Source organism: Parabacteroides sp. AM58-2XD (genome assembly GCF_003463685.1).
Taxonomy (GTDB): Bacteria; Bacteroidota; Bacteroidia; order Bacteroidales; family Tannerellaceae; genus Parabacteroides; species Parabacteroides segnis.
The window spans coordinates 111023-134571 of record NZ_QSDP01000001.1; the positions used below are offsets into that span (position 1 = coordinate 111023).

Here is a 23549-nt window from a genome sequence, read left to right on the forward strand (position 1 = left end):
TCGATTTTTACTGTTCTTCAAATATGTGATTGAATCTTTTCTCAACACCAAAAGGTATCGATTAACTAGAAAAACTAAATTGTATTTGGAGTCGGCAAGTTGTAAATTGCCCTTACAAGATAAAAAAGAGATTATGGAATATTTAAGATATTCTTTGATTTCACAAATAAACTATTCTTTTAGAAACAAGTATTTGACACAAAAAATCAAATTGACAAAAGATAAAAGTAATGGACTCTTCTATGTAAATCATAAAGGGAAAAGGCTTTATTTTAAGCGAGAATTATCAAAAAGTGCAATAAAGGATTTGTATCGGTGTTTATGTATAGAACAAGATAAAGATTCTCCTCACAGTTATTCATTTGGGGAGATGTCTTTTCAAAATGAAATTGTAGCGGATATAGGTGCAGCTGAAGGTATATGGGGATTAAGTCTTATTGAAAGTGTAAAGACCCTATATTTGTTTGAATGCGATGAAGGATGGATAGAAGCTCTTAATTTAACTTTTTCTCCTTGGAAAGAGAAGGTTCGTATTATAAATAAATATGTATCGGATAACTCGGAAGGGTGTATGATTCGGCTGGATGATTATTTTTATGAAAAGGGCATAAATCTTTCTACTATAAAAGCTGATATTGAGGGGGCAGAAGAAGTTATGTTAAAAGGAGCAGAGAAAATGATTCAAAATGGAGTGCTGAAAAAAATAATAGTATGTTCCTACCATCGTCCAAATGATGAGAAAATGATTTCCGAAATGTTGGGAGATAATTACTTGTTATCTATTTCTAAAGGATATATGTTGGATGTTTATTCGGATGTAGATTATGATTCAATAGATATTTCCTCTATTTTTAGAAAAGGTGTAATATATGCGAAATATAAATATTAAGAACAAATAATAGGTACTCTATGAAGGTTTTGTATGATCATCAAATGTTTTCAATGCAAAAATATGGAGGAATTACCCGATATTTTTCTGACTTGATATTCGATTTGCCTCTTGGATATGAGGGCGAATTACCTATCTTATACAGTGAAAACCATTATTTAAGAGAAAAAGAGGATGTCGTAACGAGGAAGTTTTCAGATATACTTCCTTTTAGATTAAAAAGATTATATTACTATCATAGAAATACAACATTGTCTAATCAGGCAATAAAGAAGAATGAATTTAATTTGTTTCATCCTACTTATTATGATCCATATTTTATAAAAAAATCAAGAAGCCTTTTGTCATTACTGTCCATGATATGAATCATGAGAAGTTTCCTGATTTATTCTTGACGTATGATAATACATCTGAAAATAAACGTTTATTGGCAAAAGAAGCTGCACATATCATAGCTGTTAGCCAGAATACTAAAAAGGATTTGGTTGAACTGTTTGGCATTAGCAGATAAAATTACAGTCGTATATCATGGCTATAAGCAGCATTGTAAATCAGCGGGGGCTCTTTTTGATAATTATCTTTTGTTTGTGGGGGAACGTAAAGGCTATAAAAATTTCTGGAACTTTATAAAGGCAATGGTTCCTCTATTGAACAAATATAAGGATTTAAAAATTGTATGTACAGGGAATCCCTTTAGCCGAGAAGAATTGGAACAATTAAATCAAATCAAATTAATAGACCGGGTTATTCAAAAATCAGTTTCAGATAGTGAGCTGGCTTCTCTCTACAGATATGCGTTAGCTTTTGTTTACCCATCTATTTATGAGGGATTTGGCATTCCTATATTGGAAGCATTTCAAAATGATTGTCCGGTTTGTTTGAGCAAGGCAAGTTGTTTCCCTGAGATAGCCGAAAATGCGGCTGTTTATTTTGACCCATCTGATTTGGATTCGATAACAGAGGCTGTACGTAAAGTTATTGAAAATAAGTATCTTGCTGATGATTTAAGGGATGCAGGAAGGATAAGGCTGAAAGACTTTTCAATAGATTTGATGGTGAAAAATACTTGTGAAGTTTATAATAAATATGCATTTTGATATTATTGGGGGGAGTTATAGTAGCTTATGAATATACCGATTTTAATAGTTCACAAGGGTAATACTTTCTATTTACCTATAGTACTGAGGCAGTTACGATTGTTTAATCCTAATAGCCGGATTTGTCTGATTAGTGATGAAAGTACAAAGTGCTATGATTTTGTAGAGCATTATGATATAAAGAACTATTCAGAGGGCCTTATACATTTTGGAGAAATTTATAAGCATAGATCATCTAATCCATATGATTATGAGCTCTTTTGTTTTCAAAGGTGGTTTGTCATTAACGACTTTGTTAAAGAAAATGGCTTGCAGGATTTTTTGTGTATGGATTCTGATGTGTTGTTCTATTGTAATGTTGATGATGTCTTTAATCAGTATTTAGGCTGTGATTTTACTATTTGCAATAAATTGGGGCCAGGCTGTTCTTTGTTTAATGCTCATTCAATTAAAAGTTTCTGCGATTATATGATGTTGATGTACACATCTCCTTCTTATATAAATAAAATGGATGGGATTTATGAAAACTTGAAGTCTGAAAAAAAATTAGGTGGGATTTGTGATATGACCGCATTTGTTTGGTACCAGGAGAATGTTAAATGTAATGTTATAGATATTGCAACTCCAATAGAAGGCTCTTGCTTTGATGGTTGTATTACATGGTCTGCTGGTTTTGAAATGAAAAATGGTAAAAAGAAAGTCTACTGGAAAGAAAATCTTCCTTACGGAAAACTGGAAAGTGATAACTCGTTAATCCGTTTTTACTGTCTTCATTTTCAAGGGCGTTCAAAATACTCTATCTTTAAATATATATTAGATAAGAACAAAGTTCACCATTCAGGTTTCTGGTATGATTTAAAATGGTTATTATCGAAGGATATTCTGAATGCCCGTTTAAAAGGCATAAAAAAGGCAATCAATAATCCGAAGATGGTGGTTAATTTTGTTAAGGCGAAACTAAAGTAAGCCGTAAATTTTTAATGTAAATACAAATAGGAAAGTCTAATTAATGCAACAACCAGTTTTCTCAATCATAACAATCACCTATAATGCTTCCCGTTGGTTAGAGCAGACTATTCTTGGGGTGCTGAGCCAATCGTATCCGAACATTGAATATATCGTTATTGACGGAGGCTCGACGGATGGGACGGTGGATATTATAAAGCAATATGCTTCCGGAATTTCCTATTGGGTAAGTGAGCCGGATAAAGGTATTTATGATGCAATGAATAAAGGTCTTCAGAAGGCTACGGGCGACTATGTGTGGTTTATTAATGCCGGGGATTCTTTATTTACTTCCGATATCGTACAACGAGTTGCCTCTTTAGTCCAGAAGAAGAAAGTTCTGCCTGATATTATTTATGGAGAAACAGTTATTGTTGATGAAGAAGGTAAATCGTTAGGACAACGGAGATTGAAGGCCCCAAACAAACTTACATGGAAAAGTTTCCGAATGGGCATGTTAGTTTGTCATCAGTCATTTATAACAAAACGTAGTATTGCTCCGTTATATGATTTAACATATCGCTATTCTGCTGATTTCGACTGGTGTATCAAATGTATGAAACAAGCAGGTAAAATATATAATACGCGAATGACATTATCTAACTTCCTGGATGGTGGGGTTAGTACGACCCAGCGCAAAGCCTCTTTGAAAGAAAGATATGATATTATGTGCCGGTATTATGGAGTAATATCAACATCTTTGCTCCATGTCTGGTTTGCTATTCGCTTTTATTTTGCTAAGTGGTTCAAAGGTAGAGTGTAAACGAAAATATATAGAAGATACATATTATGCATAGTATGATGAAAAATGTGGGTAAGCATGTGGCTGCCCTTGTCTTGTTTTTAGGGTTGGTGATGGCTTATTTCTCTCCCGCAGTGTTTGATGGAAAGGTTATCAGACAAGGTGATAATGTGAAAGCTGCCGGCATGGGAGGAAGTCAGGTCGATAAATATGCAAAGACTGCTGAACCGGGTGAGTTTAGTGTATGGTCGGATGCTATGTTTTCGGGGATGCCTTATGGACCGGGATATGGAAGTCCGGCTCCGGAATTGCCCTCTTATGGCATTGTTGACGGATGGTTGAAGACTCCGGGATATACTCATGCTGCCATGGTTTTTACCGGATTGGTCTGTTTTTATCTGTTGATGTGCATCATGGGAGTGAACTGGTGGCTGGCGATAGCGGGAGCGATTGCCTTTGCTTTTGCTTCTTATAATATAATCATTATTGAAGCGGGACATATTGTAAAGGCTTATGTGATAGGGTATATGCCTGTAACGTTGGCGGGTATGTTCTTGCTGTTTAAACGAAAATGGCTTTGGGGAGCAGTCCTGTTCCTTTTAGGAGTAGCTTTCTCTTTGTTAAACGGGCATGTTCAGATAACTTATTATCTGGTTTTGTTATGCTTCTTCATCTATTTGGGATATTCTATCAAGATGCTTAAGGAAAAGCAGACTGCCGACTGGCTTAAAACGTCTTTGATTATGCTGGCATGTGTAGTTTTAGCAGTCCTTCCCAATGCAAAACATATGTATTCCAACTGGGATTTGGGACAACATTCTATCCGTGGAGCCTCTGAACTGACGCCTAAACCAGACGAAACGGGAAAAGTGGAGAAAGCTTCTTCCGGTTTGGATAAAGATTATGCTTTCCAATGGAGTTATGGCTGGAAGGAGTTATTGACTGTCATGATCCCCGATGTATATGGAGGTAGTTCGGGAGGTACATTAGGCAGTTCTTCCGAGTTGTATAAGGAATTGAAGAAAAACGGTGCCCAGGTGGGAAAAGAGGTTCAGACTTATACTTATTGGGGGGATAAACCATTTACATCAGGACCTGTTTATTTTGGAGCATTGGTATGTTTCTTGTTTGTATTGGGGATGTTCGTGGTGCGTAACCCGATGAAATGGTGGTTGTTTGGCGGGGCTGTTTTCCTTACATTCCTGGCCTTGGGGCGTAATTTTGATGCATTCAATGATATAATGTTCCATTATTTGCCGTTGTATAATAAGTTCAGAACAGTAGAAATGGCTCTGGTGATTCCAGGATTGGTATTTCCTCTTGTTGCTATTTGGGGATTACGGGAAATATTCAGGGGAAATGTGGATGATAAAACGATGAAAAAGGGCTTTTTATGGTCTTTAGGCATAACTGGTGGTATTTGTCTGATTGTTTTCCTGATACCTTCATTATTATTGAATTTCCATTCTGCTTATGATGCACAGTTCCAGAACCAGGTTCCGGAATGGTATTATACAGCTTTGTTGATGGACCGTGCTTCGCTGGCTTCGTCGGATGCATTGCGTTCTTTGATTTTTATTTTGTTGGGAGCCGGTTTATTGCTTTGGTACTGGAAGGCGAAAAATAAGACGATTGCTTCTATGATTGTGAGTGCAGGTATGGCCGTGTTGATATTGGTTGATTTATGGTCTGTCGACCGTCGTTATCTGGACGATAGTAATTATGTAAAGGAAAAAGCGGAAGAATCTTATAAGGAAAGTGTTGCTGATAAAGAGATATTTAAGGATACGGATGAATCTTTCCGTGTGTTTGGACTGAATAATCCGTGGCAGGATACAAATGTTTCTTACTTCCATCATTCGATTGGAGGATATCATGCCGTTAAATTACGCCGTTATCAAGAATTGATTGATTATCGTCTGGATGGTGAATACCGTAATATTATCGGTGCTTTGCAAAAGGCGCAGAGCATACAGGATATAATGCCTGTCCTGGCAGCCTCTCCTTCTTTAAACATGTTGAATACACGGTATATTATTTATAATCCGGACCAGGCGCCGATTCGAAATCCGTATGCTTATGGAAATGCATGGTTTGTAGATAAGGTGGATATTGTAGAAAATGCGGATGCTGAGATTGAAGCCTTGAATACGATTGATCCGTTGAAGACAGCAGTGGTGGATAAGCGCTTTGCGAAAGACCTGGAAGGCTTTACTCCGCAGGTAGATTCCACGGCAACGATTGTGTTGGAAAAGTACCGTCCTAACCGGTTGACATATAAAACGAAAGCATCTTCAGAACAACTGGCAGTTTTCTCCGAAATCTATTATCCGGGTTGGAAAGTTACAATAGACGGAAAAGAAGCGACCCATTTCCGTGCCGACTGGATTTTACGTGGAATGCTGGTACCCGCGGGAGAACATACAATCGTTTTTGATTTCCATCCGGATACTTATGTGCTTGCCGCTAATGTGTCTGCTTATAGTTCTTTCCTAATCTTGTTATTGCTGATTGCTGCAGTTGGATGGTCCGGCTGGAAATATTGGCAGAAGAGTCGTGAATGAAAGACAATTATAGTTCCATAGTGGAATTTCTGGAGAATAAAGGATTGCTGACGGAATCTTTTGATCTGGAGTTTAAAAGTGCGAAAGGTGGATTTCCTAAGAGCTTTTGGGAATCTTATTCTTCTTTTGCAAATACCGAAGGCGGCATCATCATCCTAGGCATTTCAGAAAAGGATGACCAATGCTTCTATGATGGTCTGCCACAGATGGTGATGCGTAAGTTTCAAGATGATTTTTGGAATCAGGTTAATAATAGGGAAAAGGTTAGCTTTAATCTATTGTTGGAAAATGATGTACAGATGCTTGAGATACAAGAAGGACAATTTATTTTAACCTTCCGTATTTCTTGTGCTGATTATAGGAATCGTCCTGTTTATATCGGTTCAGATCCGATGAAAGGTACTTATAAGCGTTGTCATACGGGAGATTATAAATGTACTCCGGACGAAGTAAAAAGAATGCTTGCCGATAGCTTGCCAGACAAACCCGACTCCAGAATTTTGGAGAACTATACATTGGAAGATCTTGATGAAGTATCTGTCGCTCAATATCGTCAGTTGCTAGGTAGTGTAAGACCGGGCCATCCTTTTTTAAAATGGGATGATAAAGGGTTATTACTGAAATTAGGCGGTTGGAAAAAGGATAGGTATACAGGAAAAGAAGGCTTGACGGTTGCTGGTTTATTGATGTTTGGTAAAACAGAAAGTATAGTAGAGGCTTTTCCTGATTATCATGTAGATTATCAAGAGATACCGGAAAGCGGAGAACGTTGGATAGACAGAGTTTATCCGGATGGGACCTGGGAGGCTAATCTATTTCAATTTTTTCATTTGGTGTGGCCTAAGGTGAGTCGTTCTCTTCCGAAAACATTTAAGCTAAAGAATGGTCAAAGGCATGATGAAGGGGCTGTTCATGAAGCCTTACGGGAAGCATTGGCTAATACTTTGATTCATGCGGATTATTTCGGGATAGGGGGAGTTGTAATAAAGAAGTATACGGATTGTTTCTTATTCTCTAATCCGGGATGTCTACTGATAAGTCAAGCTCAATATTATAAAGGAGGCATTAGCGTTCCGCGTAATAATAGTATCCAAACAATGTTTCTGCTTTTAGGGTATGGAGAAAAGGCTGGTTCCGGAAGCACTCGGATTATGAATGCCTGGGAAGGAGCACATTGGAGAAAGCCTCTGATAAATGTGTTGCCTCGTCCGGATAGAGTTGAGTTGTGCCTGAGTATGGAGCAGTTATTGCCTCAAAAAAGTATAAATAAACTTATCTCTGTTTTTGGGGAAGAAATTACCCATTTATATGGTGACGGATTAATTGCACTCACGACTGCCGAAATGGAAGGATGTGTGTCTAATGTCAGATTACAGCAACTGATAAATAAACATTCAACGGAAATATCTCAGTTATTGAAAGATTTATGCAATGAGGGATACTTGGTCGCAGAAAATAAAGGACGATGGACTGTCTACCATTTGAATTTACGCGAAGAGAAAAAATCTGTTCAAAAGGATCTTTTTGAAGAAATGATGACACCTCCGGGGAGAAATGATGACACCTCAAGAGAAACGATGACACCTCCAGGAAGAAACGATGACACCTCAAGAGAAACGATGACACCTCCAGGAAGAAACGATGACACCTCGGGAGAAACGATGACACCTCCGAAAAGAATGAAAAAAGAAGATTTAATGATTTTGATAGAGGATATTTGTGTTCAGGAATATATGACGGTAGATGCAATAGCTTCTTGTACAGGAAAGTCTGTCGCTCGCATTAAGAATGTTTTATTGCCTCTCCTTTTGGCTCAGGAGCGTTTAGAGCGTCTTTATCCGACCATCCCGAATCATCCAAACCAAGCTTATAGAAAAAAACAAAAGTAAAATTTATGATATCTTACTCAATCATAATCCCCGTATATAACCGTCCGGTTGAAGTTCGGGAATTGCTTGAAAGTTTATTGCATCAGACTTGCAAGGATTTTGAGGTGCTGATTATTGAAGATGGTTCAGCGGTTCGTTGCGACGAGGTAGTCAAAGAATATGAAGACCAGCTGAATGTACGTTACTTTTTCAAACCGAATTCGGGCAGAAGCCTGACCCGTAATTATGGCATGGAACGTGCCGAAGGTAAATATCAGGTCTTTTTCGACTCAGATTGTATTATTCCGGAAGACTATTTCGAGAAGGTTACGAATTATCTGAAAGAGACGAATGCGGATTGCTTCGGCGGGCCGGACAGGGCACATGCCTCTTTTTCCCTGATGCAGAAAGCTATTAGCTATTCGATGACCTCGTTTCTGACAACTGGCGGTATCCGTGGAAGTAAGAAAGGGCTGGAGAAGTTCGTGCCCCGTACATTCAATATGGGATTCTCGCGGGAAGTTTATCAGAAGGTAGGCGGCTTTAAGGATATGTTCGGAGAGGATATTGATTTAAGTACCCGTATCCGTAAAGCCGGTTTTAGTGTAGAGTTGTTTCCGGAAGCCTATGTGTATCATAAGCGCCGCGTGAGTCTGAAATCATTCTACAGACAAGTGTATGTTTTTGGAATGGCGCGTGTGGATTTATATCAGATGCATCCGGATTCGTTGAAGCTGGTTCATCTGTTGCCTGCCTGTTTTGTACTGGGAGTGTTGTTTTTATTGTTATCGTCGTTAATCTGTCCCTGGGCTTTACTGCCGTTGGGTGTTTATATACTGGCGCTGTTCTTGGAATCTCTGTTTGTCAATAAAAGCCTGCCGATCGCTTTACTTTCCATCGTGACCAGCTTTATTCAATTAGGCGGTTATGGTATGGGATTTATCGGTGCATTTGTCCGCAAGGTGATTTTAAAGCAGAAAGTAGACGTTGAGGCAGAGCTGAAGAAGCATTATAAGAAGAAAGCCTGAGCAAAACTCAGCAAATCCGCATAATGGGCCTGGTAGAGTGTTTTTGATACTTCTCCCGGGCCATATTTGTTTCCTATAAATACTCCTCTCATCCCGGCATTTTTGGCAAACAGCATGTCACTGATGCTATCTCCTGCCATTATACTTTTCAGGAAATCAATGTCCGGGAAATCATCTTTGGCCTGAAGTGCCATGCCTGTGTTGGGTTTACGGTTCTTACTGTAATCGCTGGTATCGGTACAAACATATATCTTATCTATCCTTCCTCCCTGTCCGGAGACTTCATTCATCATATAAGCATGTATCTCTTCCAGATCTTTCCGGGTCATTATGCCTTTTCCGACTCCGCGCTGGTTAGTGACAATTATGATATGTTTGAACAGGGGGGAGAGTAGCCTCAGGGCTTCCAATGCTCCGTCGATAAAGATAAATTCCCCGGTTGTTTTGACATAGTCGTGCGGACGTTGCTGGTTGATAACCCCGTCGCGGTCCAGGAATAATGTGTTATAAGGCTTTATATCTTCCATCTTTGAAGTCTGTTTGAGCTTGTGCGTAATCGTCAGGGATACCGATGTCTATGAAATATCCTTCCGATATATATCCGGAAAGGATGGAGGTGGTGACTTTTGCCTCAAAGAAATCCTTTTCGAGTGAAAACTTTGCCGGATAGCCGTCCAGTTCGTTGCGGTTAATCAGATAGATGCCTCCGTTGATAAGGCCCGATTCGCAATATTGCTTTTCGTTGAAACGCAGGATACGGCGGGATTCCTGTTCGATGTCGACAACCCCGTATCTGCTGAACTTCTCCATTCTTTTCAATGCGAGGGTTGCTGATGCGCTGGTTTGCCTGTGGAGGTTTAATAACTCCGGATAATTCAGACCGAAGAATGTATCGCCGTTCAGGACGAACACATTCTCTGTACGGACTTTTGAAAGTGCCAGCTTTACTGCTCCTCCTGTTCCGAGCGGGACTTCTTCGACTACGGTCGATATGTCGGCGGAGAAGCGGTTTGCCCCGAGCCATTCCCCGATAATCTCATGTTTGTACCCTAAGGAAAGGATGATATGTTTGAATCCGGCTTCAATCAGCGTTGTAATCAGGTAATGCAGGAAAGGATGCCCGGCTACCGGAGCCATGCATTTGGGAACATCAGACACTACACTTTGCAGCCGGGTACCCATTCCTCCCGCCAGTATGATACATTCCATCCCTTATTCCTTTCCGAATATTTCTGCTTCTACCAATTCACAGATGATATGCCCGATGGTGATGTGTGCCTCTTGGATACGTGGAGTATCGGTAGACGGCACATTGATGAGGAGTTTTGTCAGTTCACGCATGCGGCCACCGTCGGCACCGGTAAAAGCTACCGTTGTAATTGCTTTTTCATGGCATGTCTCGAACGCCTTTACGATATTGGCGGAGTTGCCCGAAGTGGATAAGCCGACCAGGACATCGCCTGCCTTTCCGATACCCGAAATCAGCCGGGAGTAGATGATCTCGAAACTCAGGTCGTTGGATACGGCCGTGATGTAAGAAGAGTTACAGTGTAATGCTTCAGACGGCAAAATGTCACGTTCCAGATAAAACTTGCCGGAGAACTCGGCTGCCAGGTGCTGTGCATCGGCGGCGCTTCCACCATTTCCGCAGAAGTAAACCCTTCCACCGTATTTAAAACAGGTGACAATCGTGTCAGTGATCTGTGCAATTGTGTCCTGCAGCTTCTCGTCCGCCAGTATCTGTTCGATAATGTCGCGGTGTTGCGCTAGCCGTTTTCTGATTATTCCTTTACTGTCCATGTAATCAATCCTTTCTTACAAAATTCAAATTGTTGTATATGTCCGATATGCATCTTGTCCAATGCTTCGGACACTTTGTAGCAGCTATTGCCGGGACAGTAGAAGAACATGAATCCTCCTCCTCCGGCACCGGAGATTTTACCGCCCAGGGCACCGTTGGCCATGGCGGTTTCGTATATATGGTCGATAAATTCGTTGGAGATGTTGCGGGCCATTTTCTTCTTACTGGTCCAGCTTGTGTTAAGCGCTTTTCCCAGTTCCTGCAATTCTTCCCGCAGCAGGCAATTCTTCATGCGGAATGCTTCATGCTTGACATTGTGCATGGCTTCCAGCGAGTCGTTTTTATTGTTTTTGACGTTTTCGGCCTGCTCTTCGATAATCTTTCCGGAGCAACGCTGTTGTTCGGTGTAGAAGAGGACGGTGTTCATGGCCCATTCCTGCAAGATATCATCACCGATGCGGAGAGGATTGACAATGACTTTGTCGTCTTCCAGAAACTCCATGAAGTTAACGCCTCCGAAGGTAGCGGCATATTGGTCCTGCTTGCCTCCCGCCATATTCAGGTCGATGCGTTCGATTTCGTAAGCGTAATGGGCAATATCATATTTCCCCAGCGGTAACCGCAACCATTCGGTGAAGGCTCCGAGGATGGCGACAACCAAGGTGGAAGAGGTGCCAAGACCGGAACCGGATGGGACGTCCATCTGGGTAATCAGTTCAAAGGAAAGAGGTTCTCCGTTGTTATAACGCGAAACGATTGAATTGTATATGCCATGTTGCAGTACTAACGGGCCGTCGAGAGGCAGTTCGCTTACAGCGTCAAATTCTTCTGTAATGTTTTCATTGATATGGACAAACCTGATTTTCCCGTTGTCGAGCGGGCGGATAGTGGCGTGGGCATATAAATTGACGGTAACGTTGAGGATTGCACCGCCATAGAGGTTGGAGTAGGGGGAAACATCTGTTCCTCCTCCGGCAATTCCCAGTCTGAAAGGTGCTTTGCTTCGGTATAACATAGATTATGTGCCAATTAGTTAATGTGCCATATTTTACTGGTTATGGCAACTGATGGTAACTGTTTCCCCTCTTGAGAGGGGATAAGGGGTGTGTTATCTTTTTGCCTTATGAACTGGCTTTAACACACCCCCTGCCCTCTCTCGAGAGGGGAAAAGGTTACTCCTATAAAGGACTAATCCTTAATATCTGTAATGGTCAGCCTTATACGGACCTTCTACCGGAACTCCGATATAGTCGGCCTGTTTGGGGCTTAATGTAGACAGTTTTACACCGATACGTTCAAGGTGTAGGCGGGCAACTTCTTCGTCCAGACGTTTCGGAAGACGGTAAACACCCACTTCGTAAGCCATCTGCCACAAATCCATCTGTGCCAGTACCTGGTTTGTAAATGAGTTGCTCATTACAAAGGAAGGGTGACCGGTTGCACAACCCAGGTTCACCAGACGTCCTTCTGCCAGCAGGAAGATAGAGTTTCCTGTCGGGAACGTATATTTGTCAACCTGCGGTTTAATATTGGTATGTTTGATGTTCGGATAGTTCACCAGGTTGTCTACCTGTATTTCATTATCGAAGTGACCGATGTTGCAAACGATTGCCTGGTCTTTCATCTGGCTCATGTGGCCGATGGTGATGATATCGCAGTTTCCGGTGGTAGTAACGAAAATATTACCTTCTTTAACCGCTTCTTCCATCGTTGTAACTTCGAATCCTTCCATAGCAGCCTGCAAAGCACAAATCGGGTCGATTTCAGTAACCAGCACACGTGCTCCGTAAGAACGCATGGAGTGTGCACAACCTTTACCCACGTCACCGTATCCGGCAACTACCACGACTTTACCGGCAATCATCACGTCGGTAGCACGTTTGATACCGTCGGCCAGCGATTCGCGGCAGCCATACAGGTTGTCGAATTTGGATTTCGTTACCGAATCGTTCACATTGATGGCCGGAACCAGCAGTTCGCCTTTTTCCATCATCTGGTACAGACGGTGTACGCCGGTCGTTGTCTCTTCGGAAACACCTTTCATCTCTGCAATCGTACGATGCCAACGCTGGTTATCTTCTTTCAGGATGCTGTTTAATGTATCCAGAATAACCTGTTCTTCGTGGTTACCACCTTTGCGATTGATGGTTTCTGCATCGTTTTCAGCACGATACCCCATGTGAACAAGAAGAGAAGCATCACCTCCGTCGTCAACAATCATCTGCGGACCTTTTCCGTCAGGGAAGCGGAGTGCCATGTCGGTACACCACCAGTATTCTTCCAGAGTTTCACCTTTCCAGGCAAAAACGGGAACGCCTGTTGCAGCAATAGCCGCAGCGGCATGGTCCTGGGTAGAGAAGATGTTACAGCTTGCCCAGCGTACATCTGCTCCCAACGCAACTAATGTTTCGATTAACACTGCTGTCTGGATTGTCATGTGCAGTGAGCCGGTGATACGGGCACCTTTCAGAGGTTTCTGAGCGGCATATTTCTGGCGAAGAGCCATCAGTCCCGGCATTTCGTGTTCGGCGATTTCAATCTCTTTGCGACCGAATTCTGCCAAACTCATATCTGCCACTTTATAAGGCAGATTAGTTGGAAATAATTGTGACATAAATAATAATTATTTTGAATGTGTGGCAAAGATAACAAATTATTGAGTTGTACGGATGATTTGCAAGGACAAACATATCCGTCTGCTTATCTCTTCATAATTTCCTGCTAAGGAAACGCTAGTTTCTTCAGCAGGAAACGCGCGTTTCCATGGGAGGAAACTACGAGGAAACTGTAATAGATTGAGCCGTAGTATTATAATGAAAAATAGCCGTTGATTAGTATCAACGGCTATTTTGCCGGGCAAAAGCCCTGTACTTTTAATATGTTTTCGTTTTATACCGGAGTAATCCCTTGTTCGGCCAGCAGTTTCAGGCTGAGGTCTTTCAGCTTGAACTTCTGAATCTTGCCGCTACCGGTCATCGGGAAGGTATCGACAAAGAAGATATATTTCGGAATCTTGTGGCGGGCTATCTTGCCGCGGCAGAAGTCTTTCACTACGTCGTCCGTCATTGTAACACCTTCGTGCAGGATGATGAAAGCGCCGACTTCTTCGCCGTATTTCTTGGACGGGACGGCTGCCACCTGAACGTCTTTCACTCCTTCCAGGTGATAAAGGTATTCCTCTATTTCACGCGGGTAAACGTTTTCTCCGCCACGGATAATCATATCCTTGATGCGTCCGGTAATACGGTAGAAGCCGTTTTCGTCTTTTACGCCGAGGTCGCCGCTATGCAGGAAGCCGTCTTTGTCGATGACTTCGGCTGTGGCGGCAGGATTATTATAATAACCTTTCATGTTGTTGTAACCGCGGTTGCACATTTCTCCCTGTACGCCAACCGGACATTCTTCGCCGGTTTCGGGGTCGATAACACGCACCTCCGTAAATTCAAAGTCGCGTCCGACAGTATTATAACGTTCTTCTGCCGGGTCGTCGATACGTGAATGGGTCATACCGGGCGATGTTTCCGTCAGACCGTAAACGCTGGTTACACGCATAAACATCTTCTCTTCCACCTGGCGCATCAGTTCTACCGGGCAGAGCGAACCTGCCATGATACCAGTACGGAGTGAAGTCAGGTCGAACATCGGGAACATCGGATGGTTCAGTTCGGCAATGAACATGGTCGGTACACCGTAAAGTGCCGTACACCGTTCCTTATGGATAGAGGCCAGTACCACCAGCGGGTCGAACTTTTCGACCATAACCTGTGTACAACCGTGTGTCAGCACGTTCATGGAAGCTAGCACCACACCGAAGCAATGGAAAAGAGGAACACAGCAGCAGAGTTTGTCGTCTGCGGTGAATTTCATATGCTCGCCGGTCAGCAAACCGTTGTTCGCAATATTATGGTGCGTCAACATAACCCCTTTCGGGAAGCCTGTCGTGCCGGAGGTGTATTGCATATTGACAACATCGTGGCAGTCAACCAGCTTTTTAGCAGCTTCCAGTTTGTCGTCTTCTATATTTTCGCCCAGCAATAACAGCTCCGGCGTGTTATACATACCGCGATATTTCTCTTGGCCGATATAAACGACATTTTTCAGTCTCGGGAAGCGTTTGCTTTTCAGATAGCCGCGTTGCGATTCCTTTAGTTCGGGAAGCATGGTGTACATCATATCGATGTAACTGCCGTCAAATACGCCTTCGGTGATACACATGGTGTGGATATCGGCATTCTCTACCAGAAACTCCAACTCGTTCTGTTTATAATTCGTGTTGACGGTAACGGCTACGGCTCCGATTTTGGCGGCAGCATAAAGGAATGTCAGCCAGTCGGGTACATTCGTTGCCCAGATACCGACATGGGTGCCGTGTTCGATGCCGATAGAGAGCATGCCTTTTGCCATCCGGTCGACACGTTCGTTGAATTCTTTCCATGTAAAACGCAGGTCGCGGTCGGAATAAACCAGGTATTCCTTGTCCGGCGTCGTTTCGGCCCAATGTTCCAGCCATTGGCCTAATGTCTTATCTTGCAGTTGTATTTCCATATCCTTTCTTTAACATTAATACGGGGTATAAACAACTCCAAGGATTTTAGCCGTGTTTTCGGCAGCGGCATGAACGTGGTGAGCAACAATCGAATCATAATAGATGCTGTCGCCTTCTTCCAATATATAGGTATTCTTTCCGTAGTTTATTTCAAGTACGCCTTCCAGTACATAAATGAACTCTTCGCCTTCATGTGTGGAAAGAACAAAATCAACGCCATCTTCCGAAGGGGAAACATCAATCAGGAACGGTTCCATATGGCGGCCGGATTTATCCTGCGACAGTGAATGGTATTCCATATGTTTGCGGTTTTCCATCGAATTGTTGGTAAAACCGATGCTATTGGAGTCATTACTATCCTTTTTGCGGCAGATAACCGGGCCGAGTTCGGATTGGTCGTCAAGGAATGTGCCCAGACGGACACCGAGTACCCGTGCTATTTTGATAAGAGGTGCCAGTGAAGGAAAATCTACATTACCTTCTATACGTTCGATTTGTTCTGTACTCAGGCCGGAACGTTCGGCAACTTCCTCAACAGTGAGTTGTTTTGATTCACGGATACTTTTAATTTTGGCTCCGATGATTTTGTTGTTTCCCATAAGTATGTTTATTTTTAGATTATCTTTTAATTTGTAACTGAACGCCGCAAATTTACATTAATATTTTATTTTACCATGTAATTTACTGAAAGAAAAAAAGGACAACCCTTGTGAGAGTTGCCCTTTTGTAACTTCCTGCGAAGTAGTTTCTTATTTTCTGATACCAAGTTCTTTGATGATAGCACGGTATCTTTCGATATCAACTTTAATCAGATAATCCAGTAAACGACGACGTTTACCAACCAACATTTTCAGAGCTCTTTCAGTGCTGTAATCTTTGTGATTAGCTTTCAAGTGTTCTGTTAAATGTGCAATACGAACTGTAAACAGTGCGATTTGGCTTTCTGCAGAACCTGTGTCGGCAGCTGATTTGCCATACTTTTCGAATAATTCTTTTTTCTTTGCTGAATCTAAATACATGATTCTTTTTACTTTAATAAATTGATACTATATTATCTAAGCGGCGACAAAGATATGCATAACTTTTTTGTCTGACAACTCTTTTCAGTATCTTTTTTATATTTTGCAACATGAATATCACATACATATCGTAAAAATGTCGTACTTTTGCAGCCAATAAATTAGTCTTCGATGCAAAAAATCAGAAACATCGCGATTATCGCGCACGTAGACCACGGCAAAACGACGCTCGTGGATAAGATGTTATTAGCCGGTAAGCTCTTCCGTGAAGGACAGGCAGAGCCGGACCAGTTCCTGGATAACAATGACCTGGAACGTGAACGAGGTATCACTATTCTAGCTAAGAATGTATCTATTAATTATAAGGATTGCAAAATCAATATTATTGATACCCCGGGTCACGCCGACTTCGGTGGTGAAGTAGAACGTGTATTGAACATGGCCGACGGTTGCCTGCTGTTGGTAGATGCTTTTGAAGGCCCGATGCCTCAGACACGTTTCGTGCTGCAAAAAGCAATTCAATTAGGATTAAAACCTATCGTAGTTATTAATAAGGTAGACAAGCCGAACTGCCGTCCGTCGGAAGTGCAGGAAATGGTGTTCGACCTGATGTTCAGCCTGGATGCAACCGAAGAACAGTTGGATTTCCCGACAATCTATGGTTCCGCTAAACAGGGATGGATGTCTGAAGACTGGCAGAAGCCGACCGAAGATATCTATGCATTGCTGGATGCTATCATCAAATATATTCCGGAGCCGAAGGTATTGGAAGGAACTCCCCAGATGTTGATTACATCGCTGGACTTCTCCAAATATGTAGGCCGTATCGCTGTAGGCCGTGTTCACCGTGGTGAGTTACGCGAAGGTCAGGAAGTTATGTTGTGCAAACGTGACGGTTCGATGGTAAAATCGAAAATTAAGGAGTTGGATATCTTTGAAGGTTTGGGCCGTACGAAAGTAGAATCCGTTCAATCCGGCGATATCTGTGCCGTGATTGGTATCGATGGTTTCGAGATTGGCGAGACTATTGCTGATATCAATGAGCCGGAACCGCTGCCTACGATTGCAATCGATGAACCGACGATGTCTATGCTCTTTACCATCAACAACTCTCCGTTCTTCGGTAAAGATGGTAAGTTCGTTACATCACGCCATATCTTTGAACGTCTTCAGAAAGAGTTGGACAAGAACCTGGCTTTGCGTGTGGTTCCTACCGATTCAGCTGATTCATGGTTGGTATATGGCCGTGGCGTGCTCCACTTGTCTGTGTTGATTGAAACGATGCGTCGTGAAGGATACGAATTGCAGGTCGGCCAGCCGCAGGTAATCATTAAAGAAATTGACGGTGTAAAATGCGAACCGGTTGAACAGCTTACTATCAATCTCCCGGAAGAATCTTCCAGCCGTATCATCGATATGGTGACAAAGCGCAAAGGTGAGATGACAATGATGGAAAGTAAGAACGACCGTATGCATCTTGAATTCAATATACCTTCACGTGGTATCATCGGTCTGAACAATGCAGTTTTGACAGCTTCTGCCGGTGAAGCGATTATGGCTCACCGCTTTCTGGAATATCAACCGTGGAAGGGAGATATCGAACGTCGTAACAACGGTTCCATCATTGCCATGGAAGCAGGTACGGCATTTGCCTATGCATTGAATAACCTTCAGTCTCGCGGGCGTTTCTTCATCTCTCCACAGGAAGATGTTTATGCCGGTCAGGTAGTTGGTGAACACACAAAAGAAGGTGACCTGGTTGTAAACGTAACGAAATCAAAGAAATTGACGAACATGCGTGCTTCGGGTTCTGACGATAAAGTTTCATTGGCTCCCCCTATTGTATTCAGTTTGGAAGATGCTTTGGAATACATCAAGGCAGACGAATATGTAGAAATCACTCCGAATTATATGCGTATGCGTAAAATTATTCTGGACGAAACAGAACGCAAACGTCAGGGTAGATAAACCTGTTGAAATATATAATGGGAAACCGGATATGCATTTGTGTATCCGGTTTTTTTATAAAGTTACTGCATGATTGTAAATCTGCAGTACGTCTTCAATCTCGTTGAAATCCGTTTTATTGTCATCGGCATATTTCTTTAGTTCTTCTTTATGGTCGGGGAACGCTTTGAGGAATTGCTTCTCATTGAGGAACCTGAATTGTTTCCCGTTACGTTCTATCCGGAATATTTTGTCGATACGACTGAGAATCAGCTTTTCCGTTTCCAGCTTATGGGTCGTGTTTCCTGACTGGAAAGAGGAATAGGAGTCGACCGCCGATGTTTCCGAACGCCCTCCGTAACCGACCTGTTTGCCTTCCCATTTTAATGCACCTCTGTACTGGACGAAAATAGGAGGATCTTTTTGTAGCACTTCGGTGGCCCCGTCTTTCGTTGGAAGAAAGATCCTTTCTCCTATCTTGATGGTAGCCACCATATCCGGTTCAGAGAACTCTTTGATATTGTTATTGTCGTGTTGGTCCTGAAAAAGGAATTTTTTGATGAGCAGGCTATAGTTTAGTGGCACATTGAATGTCCTGCCATCTTTGTAATATACATATCCGTTTTCGAAGCTGCGCAACAAGAATTGTGCACTGTCGATTTGTGCAGCCAACTTATTACTTCCGGAGATAATAGCCAATAATAGTATAATAATGAATCTACTCATAATATTATGATTAAGCTTAGCATATGCAAGAATAGGAAAATAATACTGAAAATGCAATACTAAACAGCTAAAAATGAATAAATTGTTATCTCCTTATGATTTTGGTAGAAATAAAAAAGCCACCTCTTTTTACGGAGGCAGCTTCTATTATAGGATTGTGTAATATACTAATTACTTAACCAAGCTAGCGAAATCGCTGTTAGTTGCATATTTTGCAAATTCCAGGTCGATAGCAGCTTCTTTAGCCATAGCTTTGTCAGCAGCGATAGCAGCTTTCAGGTTGCTGATAACTGCGTTTACATCGTTTGTGCGTGCTGCAACAACAGCCTTCAGGTAAGAAGTAGTTGCATCAGGTTTAGCAACAGCGTTCAAAGTCTGAGAAGCTTTGCTGTAGTCTTTTACTAAAAGCTGAGCCAAAGCAGCGTTGTTAGTCTTAACAGAACCGAAAGAGTTAACAGCTTTAGCATATTCGCCTTGTTCCAGATAAAGAACACCCAGAGCTTCGCCTAATTCAGCAACACCTGCAGCGTTACCGAACAATTGCTGAGCTTTTGCCTGGTCACCCTTAGTCAGAGCGATCAAACCTAAGTTCATGTTAGCTTCGTTGTTAGCCTTAACAGAGTTAGACTTGTTGAACATTTGTTCAGCCTTAGCCAGGTCACCAGCCTTGAATGCCATCATACCGATGTTGTTCCAAGTGCGGTAGCAGTTAGGATACAGTTCAGAAGCTTTTGTATAGATAGCCATCTTTTCGCTGTCGTTGTTAGTTAATGTAGCAGCATAAAGAATTTCTTCGATATTCAGTTCAGAAGGATTGCTCTTAGCCAATGCGCTGATTTCGTCGTCAGACTTACCGATGATTTCGATGTTAGCAGTCAAACGAGAACGACGCAATTGCGGAAGGATAGTTTCAGCCAGATCAGAATAAACAGCAGAGATGTTTTTGATTTCTTTTTCTCTTGTTTCAGGATCCTGGTACATAGAGATAACTCTTAATACAAGGTCTTTATCCTGTAAGTTGGAAGCAGATACCAATTCTTTGAAGCCTTCCCAGTCCTGAGCAGTGTAACGAGCGTCAACCGGAGCATCAACTTTCATTTTCTTCAATTCTTTGTTCAGGTATTTAGAAGTGTTACCTTCACGTCTTTCAGCCAGACCAGTGTTCAGTTTAACACCACCATCAGGAGAAGCGTAAGCAGAGATTTCGATTGCTACATTCTGGTTAGGAGCTTCGTCAGCGTTTTTAACCAGGTCTTTCCATTCTTTGATTGCATCAGAGTTCAACTCTTTAGCACGAAGTTCAGCCTGCTGGATAAGGAACATGATGTTAGCATCGTGAGCTTCTTTGATGATGCGCTGGAATTTGTCAGCAGCGATAGCAGCAGTTGCAGTAGCAGCGTCAGCCAGTTCAGAAGTTGCGATTACACCTTCACCGATCTTTACGTCCGGTAATTTAACTGTCTTGTTCTTGATCTTTGCATCGAAAGTCAGGTACAGTTCAGATTTCTTCATTTCAGGTTTGTAAGTGAAAGAAGATTTCATTGTTACGTTTCCACCTTCTTTTTGAGCGATAACCTGATTGTTACCTTTTACTTTTTCACCTTGATAAGTGTAAGATGTTCCCCATGCTTCACCACCGGCATAGCGGAGAACCGGAGTTACAGTTACAACGGCTTTCTTGTTGAACCATTTTGCAGGGAAAGTCGCGTTGATAGTCACGGGTACTTTGCCTCCGATAGCCTCAAGCGGCTGCGGCTCAGCTTTGATGTACTCTTCAGCTAGCGGTTTCAACTTGTTTGAACAAGAAGAAAGGGTTAAGATTGCTGCCATTACAAAGAATGACAATAAAAACTTTTTGTTCATAATTTGATGTAAGTTTAAAATGTTACTATGTTTATATATTCACTTTCAATTGTCCCTTAGCCATCAAAGTGCAAAACTAAAGCATTTTTTTGTTATGAATAGCAAAGATACGATAAAATCTTTCTAATTAATACTTATTAATGAATCCAGGCTCCTTTTTTTGCTAAAAAGAGTATAAATGACAGGATTTATGAACGCTTTAATAGCTTCCATCCGGTACTAATTTAGTTAATTTATAGTGTTTCGCTTTCATCTCTTTATCTTATCGGCTTCTGCCGGCTGTTTTCTTATTGTGTATTTTTGATTAAAATAAAATCTTTTGAGTAAAACATTCGTTTCCGTAGCTGATTTGTATCAGATAGATACCTGACGTGGCCGTTGTAGCGGTGATGATGTTTTGTCCCGAATGAACAGTGCCGTTCTGTAAAGTTTTTCCCTCCATCGACAGCACTGAATACCGTGCCTGACGGATTGTTTCCGGTAGCAGGACATGAATTGCTTTGGTAGCTGTTTCCACAAATATGCGGATTGGATTACTTTCGTTAATGGAAGTGTTAGCTGATGCCGTATTGTATTGGATGACTGGGTCGATGAATAAGGAAGTACTCATCGGGGAAGCCGGATGGCTGGTAGCTTCTATCCATTGGCCTTTATAATTGATCCATACGGTATTTTTACTTGTTTCTCCTTTTGGGAGATTGAATGCCGAAAAAGAGGTATTGCCGGCAGCCGATTTGATCTTGTATCCGATGAAGAAATTACCGGACACATCGATTGGCTCTTTGAAGGTTATAAATGATTCCTGGTCGCGGTTCATCGGCTTGGTAGAATCGATAAAAGCACTTTTGTCATTGAGCGTTACGAATGAAGGACTGAATGATTCGCTGTGTAATAGTGTTTCCGGTTTATCCGAGCCATTGTAGACGGTGATTTCTACTTCAAGGTCACTCATCTTGCTTATAGCCGGATTTACGATGTATGTGCCGTATATTTTAGCGTTGCCCGTTATTTTATAGGCTTCGGCAAATTCGTTCATCCCCAGTGAGTTGTTGCCGAAAGCTGGACCTGTACCGGGTGAAGGGAGAGGTGTTGATTCTATCGTGTTGGCTTTTCCGCTTTCCTTTATGTTGCTCAGGCGCAGACATGGGGTTGCACTGTAAGGATCAAGTCCCTTGCAGGTCCGTCCGGAGTTTGTTCCTGCCGGGTCGAGCCATATTTTTAATTGTTTGTCGGCATCCGGAGATATTTCCCAGTTTTGGCTTAAGGCGAAATAGAAATCATCATAAGGGCGGGGGCAGTCAGAATATCCTCCGGACAGGCCTCCGATAACTAAGCCGTTGCTGTCAAATAATCCGGAACCGGAAGAACCGCCGGCCGTGCTTCCGTCCGACCATTCCTTTATGTGCCAGTGCCCGTTTTTTATAAAGTTTCCTATCGAAGAGTTGAACGTTGTTAATTCGACTTCTTCTGTCGTGCTAAGTCGCTTTACGGTGCCCGCCGGATGATGGATTCCCACGTATGGGGCAGTGCCCTGGTCTTTGGCATTCCAACCGGCATAATATGGCTGATAGTAAGCCGGTGGTGTTTCCATCAGTTGCAGTAAGGCCATGTCGGTCTGTTCGTTGGTTGCCCTGAAGAGGGTGGAGGCCATCGACATTTCTTCCGTACCTCTCATGATCGGTTCGCATAGAGGACTTTCATAATTGAAATAGGTGACGATATTGCTTGCAATCATTTCATAGTCCGGATTCTCAATGCTGAACTGCTTGTTCAAACAATGGGATGCTGTTAACAGGTAAGGTGTACCGTCGTTTGATGTATTATTAATTAATGTACCGGTACAAAAATCAGTTCCATTGATAATGAGCAGGACGACGCTTCGGCCTATCTCATTATATTTATCCGTACTTTCTTGCAGGCAGGCCAGTGTTTTTATGCATCCGAGATACGTCCTGCTATATTCTTGCGGCTCGTATCCTCTGATATTACGATAGTCATGGTTTACTTCACCCACTTTTAGCTTGCCATGAAACGGAACATTAGCCGGTTCCTGATATTCGATAATTAATTCCTCACCTTGTACCGGAGAGACGGGAAGTATGCCCAGTTTGGAGTTGTTCAAGTGGTTGAATGCTCCTAATATATGTGTCTGGTCCGGATTGTACAGGAAGAGCTGGGCTCCTTCCGGAATTTCGTATTCAGAAAACAATACATTGATCGAATAGCTCCGGCCGATCGAATGCCCAGTCGCCATACGCGGGTGCCGTCGGCTTGTGTAAACCAGCTGCCAGAGTTATCCGGAGTAAAATCGGTCATGAATTTATAGGCAAAATGAAAACTACTGCGCAAATCGCTTTCGTTGAGTGAGTCGATTCGTAATTGTTCAGCGATGTCAAAAGCAGGCATTTCTTGAAACATACTTCCTGAGCGGGTACTGAGTATCGTCATCGGAAG

Annotated in this window: 20 protein-coding genes; 9 read left to right on the top strand and 11 right to left on the bottom strand. The window is 42.2% G+C overall.

All coding sequences use genetic code 11. The features are described from left to right. The first annotated feature begins 133 nt into the window (after positions 1-133). From DXA15_RS00470 to DXA15_RS00505, 8 genes are all read left to right on the top strand, one after another. Entirely contained in the window at positions 134-889 is a 756-nt protein-coding gene (locus DXA15_RS00470) for a hypothetical protein (protein WP_128132758.1), read from the top strand. A gap of 361 nt (positions 890-1250) precedes the next feature. Next, a complete protein-coding gene (locus DXA15_RS27820) occupies positions 1251-1400 on the top strand; it encodes a hypothetical protein (RefSeq protein ID WP_128132759.1) in 150 nt (49 codons plus the stop codon). Next, positions 1375-1986: a glycosyltransferase family 1 protein gene (locus DXA15_RS00480; protein ID WP_233566602.1), complete on the top strand. Its 612-nt coding sequence runs from the start codon at positions 1375-1377 to the stop codon at positions 1984-1986. The genes DXA15_RS27820 and DXA15_RS00480 overlap by 26 nt, the downstream gene beginning before the upstream one ends. Positions 1987-2013: 27 nt before the next feature. Continuing rightward, positions 2014-2952 (top strand): hypothetical protein, encoded by a 939-nt coding sequence (locus DXA15_RS00485; RefSeq protein WP_128132761.1) that lies wholly within the window; start codon positions 2014-2016, stop codon positions 2950-2952. A 43-nt stretch (positions 2953-2995) separates the two neighbouring features. Beyond that, on the top strand, positions 2996-3754 hold the full coding sequence (locus tag DXA15_RS00490; RefSeq protein WP_128132762.1) for a glycosyltransferase family 2 protein: 759 nt from the start codon (positions 2996-2998) through the stop codon (positions 3752-3754). A gap of 26 nt (positions 3755-3780) precedes the next feature. Further along, positions 3781-6297, top strand: a complete 2517-nt coding sequence (locus DXA15_RS00495; RefSeq protein WP_128132763.1) for a YfhO family protein — start codon at positions 3781-3783, stop codon at positions 6295-6297. Then, positions 6294-8186, top strand: coding sequence for an RNA-binding domain-containing protein (locus DXA15_RS00500; RefSeq protein WP_128132764.1), 1893 nt, complete (start codon positions 6294-6296; stop codon positions 8184-8186). The genes DXA15_RS00495 and DXA15_RS00500 overlap by 4 nt, the downstream gene beginning before the upstream one ends. A gap of 5 nt (positions 8187-8191) precedes the next feature. Then, a complete protein-coding gene (locus DXA15_RS00505) occupies positions 8192-9193 on the top strand; it encodes a glycosyltransferase (protein ID WP_128132765.1) in 1002 nt (333 codons plus the stop codon). Here DXA15_RS00505 and DXA15_RS00510 read toward each other — a convergent pair. The 8 genes from DXA15_RS00510 to rpsO form a co-directional block, all read right to left on the bottom strand. Continuing rightward, positions 9175-9720 (bottom strand): HAD-IIIA family hydrolase, encoded by a 546-nt coding sequence (locus DXA15_RS00510; RefSeq protein ID WP_128132766.1) that lies wholly within the window; start codon positions 9718-9720, stop codon positions 9175-9177. The two genes, DXA15_RS00505 and DXA15_RS00510, sit on opposite strands and share 19 nt — an antisense overlap. After that, complete coding sequence (locus tag DXA15_RS00515) at positions 9698-10402, bottom strand: nucleotidyltransferase family protein (protein WP_128132767.1); 705 nt, start codon at positions 10400-10402, stop codon at positions 9698-9700. Before DXA15_RS00515 ends, DXA15_RS00510 begins: the two co-directional genes overlap by 23 nt. 3 nt (positions 10403-10405) lie before the next feature. Next, positions 10406-10993 carry an SIS domain-containing protein gene (locus DXA15_RS00520; RefSeq protein WP_128132768.1) on the bottom strand — a complete coding sequence of 196 codons (588 nt, stop codon included), beginning with the start codon at positions 10991-10993 and terminating at the stop codon, positions 10406-10408. Next, positions 10975-12009 carry a dehydrogenase gene (locus tag DXA15_RS00525; RefSeq protein ID WP_009860735.1) on the bottom strand — a complete coding sequence of 345 codons (1035 nt, stop codon included), beginning with the start codon at positions 12007-12009 and terminating at the stop codon, positions 10975-10977. The genes DXA15_RS00520 and DXA15_RS00525 overlap by 19 nt, the downstream gene beginning before the upstream one ends. 180 nt (positions 12010-12189) lie before the next feature. Then, complete coding sequence (gene ahcY / locus DXA15_RS00530) at positions 12190-13608, bottom strand: adenosylhomocysteinase (RefSeq protein ID WP_122326780.1); 1419 nt, start codon at positions 13606-13608, stop codon at positions 12190-12192. A 275-nt stretch (positions 13609-13883) separates the two neighbouring features. After that, complete coding sequence (locus tag DXA15_RS00535) at positions 13884-15539, bottom strand: AMP-binding protein (RefSeq protein WP_128132769.1); 1656 nt, start codon at positions 15537-15539, stop codon at positions 13884-13886. A gap of 15 nt (positions 15540-15554) precedes the next feature. Beyond that, positions 15555-16139, bottom strand: a complete 585-nt coding sequence (locus tag DXA15_RS00540) for a helix-turn-helix domain-containing protein (protein ID WP_128132770.1) — start codon at positions 16137-16139, stop codon at positions 15555-15557. Positions 16140-16289: 150 nt separating this feature from the next. After that, positions 16290-16559 (bottom strand): 30S ribosomal protein S15, encoded by a 270-nt coding sequence (gene rpsO / locus DXA15_RS00545; RefSeq protein ID WP_009860739.1) that lies wholly within the window; start codon positions 16557-16559, stop codon positions 16290-16292. Positions 16560-16730: 171 nt separating this feature from the next. On the opposite strand from rpsO, the gene typA reads away from it, so the two are divergent. Next, positions 16731-18527 (top strand): translational GTPase TypA, encoded by a 1797-nt coding sequence (gene typA / locus DXA15_RS00550; protein WP_128132771.1) that lies wholly within the window; start codon positions 16731-16733, stop codon positions 18525-18527. Positions 18528-18581: 54 nt separating this feature from the next. Here the strand turns inward: typA and DXA15_RS00555 are convergent, their stop codons facing one another. The 3 genes from DXA15_RS00555 to DXA15_RS00565 form a co-directional block, all read right to left on the bottom strand. Continuing rightward, a complete protein-coding gene (locus DXA15_RS00555) occupies positions 18582-19232 on the bottom strand; it encodes a hypothetical protein (RefSeq protein WP_128132772.1) in 651 nt (216 codons plus the stop codon). A 171-nt stretch (positions 19233-19403) separates the two neighbouring features. Further along, on the bottom strand, positions 19404-21095 hold the full coding sequence (locus DXA15_RS00560) for a hypothetical protein (protein ID WP_009860742.1): 1692 nt from the start codon (positions 21093-21095) through the stop codon (positions 19404-19406). Positions 21096-21399: 304 nt separating this feature from the next. Then, on the bottom strand, positions 21400-23349 hold the full coding sequence (locus DXA15_RS00565) for a T9SS type A sorting domain-containing protein (protein WP_233566604.1): 1950 nt from the start codon (positions 23347-23349) through the stop codon (positions 21400-21402). Positions 23350-23549: the final 200 nt, after the last annotated feature.

Coding starts and splice junctions, on each gene's coding strand:
- DXA15_RS00470 (WP_128132758.1), top strand. CDS start 134: ATGGAATATTTAAGATATTCTTTGATTTCACAAATAAACTATTCTTTT.
- DXA15_RS27820 (WP_128132759.1), top strand. CDS start 1,251: ATGAATCATGAGAAGTTTCCTGATTTATTCTTGACGTATGATAATACA.
- DXA15_RS00485 (WP_128132761.1), top strand. CDS start 2,014: ATGAATATACCGATTTTAATAGTTCACAAGGGTAATACTTTCTATTTA.
- DXA15_RS00490 (WP_128132762.1), top strand. CDS start 2,996: ATGCAACAACCAGTTTTCTCAATCATAACAATCACCTATAATGCTTCC.
- DXA15_RS00495 (WP_128132763.1), top strand. CDS start 3,781: ATGCATAGTATGATGAAAAATGTGGGTAAGCATGTGGCTGCCCTTGTC.
- DXA15_RS00500 (WP_128132764.1), top strand. CDS start 6,294: ATGAAAGACAATTATAGTTCCATAGTGGAATTTCTGGAGAATAAAGGA.
- DXA15_RS00505 (WP_128132765.1), top strand. CDS start 8,192: ATGATATCTTACTCAATCATAATCCCCGTATATAACCGTCCGGTTGAA.
- DXA15_RS00510 (WP_128132766.1), bottom strand. CDS start 9,720: ATGGAAGATATAAAGCCTTATAACACATTATTCCTGGACCGCGACGGG.
- DXA15_RS00515 (WP_128132767.1), bottom strand. CDS start 10,402: ATGGAATGTATCATACTGGCGGGAGGAATGGGTACCCGGCTGCAAAGT.
- DXA15_RS00520 (WP_128132768.1), bottom strand. CDS start 10,993: ATGGACAGTAAAGGAATAATCAGAAAACGGCTAGCGCAACACCGCGAC.
- DXA15_RS00525 (WP_009860735.1), bottom strand. CDS start 12,009: ATGTTATACCGAAGCAAAGCACCTTTCAGACTGGGAATTGCCGGAGGA.
- ahcY (WP_122326780.1), bottom strand. CDS start 13,608: ATGTCACAATTATTTCCAACTAATCTGCCTTATAAAGTGGCAGATATG.
- DXA15_RS00535 (WP_128132769.1), bottom strand. CDS start 15,539: ATGGAAATACAACTGCAAGATAAGACATTAGGCCAATGGCTGGAACAT.
- DXA15_RS00540 (WP_128132770.1), bottom strand. CDS start 16,139: ATGGGAAACAACAAAATCATCGGAGCCAAAATTAAAAGTATCCGTGAA.
- rpsO (WP_009860739.1), bottom strand. CDS start 16,559: ATGTATTTAGATTCAGCAAAGAAAAAAGAATTATTCGAAAAGTATGGC.
- typA (WP_128132771.1), top strand. CDS start 16,731: ATGCAAAAAATCAGAAACATCGCGATTATCGCGCACGTAGACCACGGC.
- DXA15_RS00555 (WP_128132772.1), bottom strand. CDS start 19,232: ATGAGTAGATTCATTATTATACTATTATTGGCTATTATCTCCGGAAGT.
- DXA15_RS00560 (WP_009860742.1), bottom strand. CDS start 21,095: ATGAACAAAAAGTTTTTATTGTCATTCTTTGTAATGGCAGCAATCTTA.
- DXA15_RS00565 (WP_233566604.1), bottom strand. CDS start 23,349: ATGGCGACTGGGCATTCGATCGGCCGGAGCTATTCGATCAATGTATTG.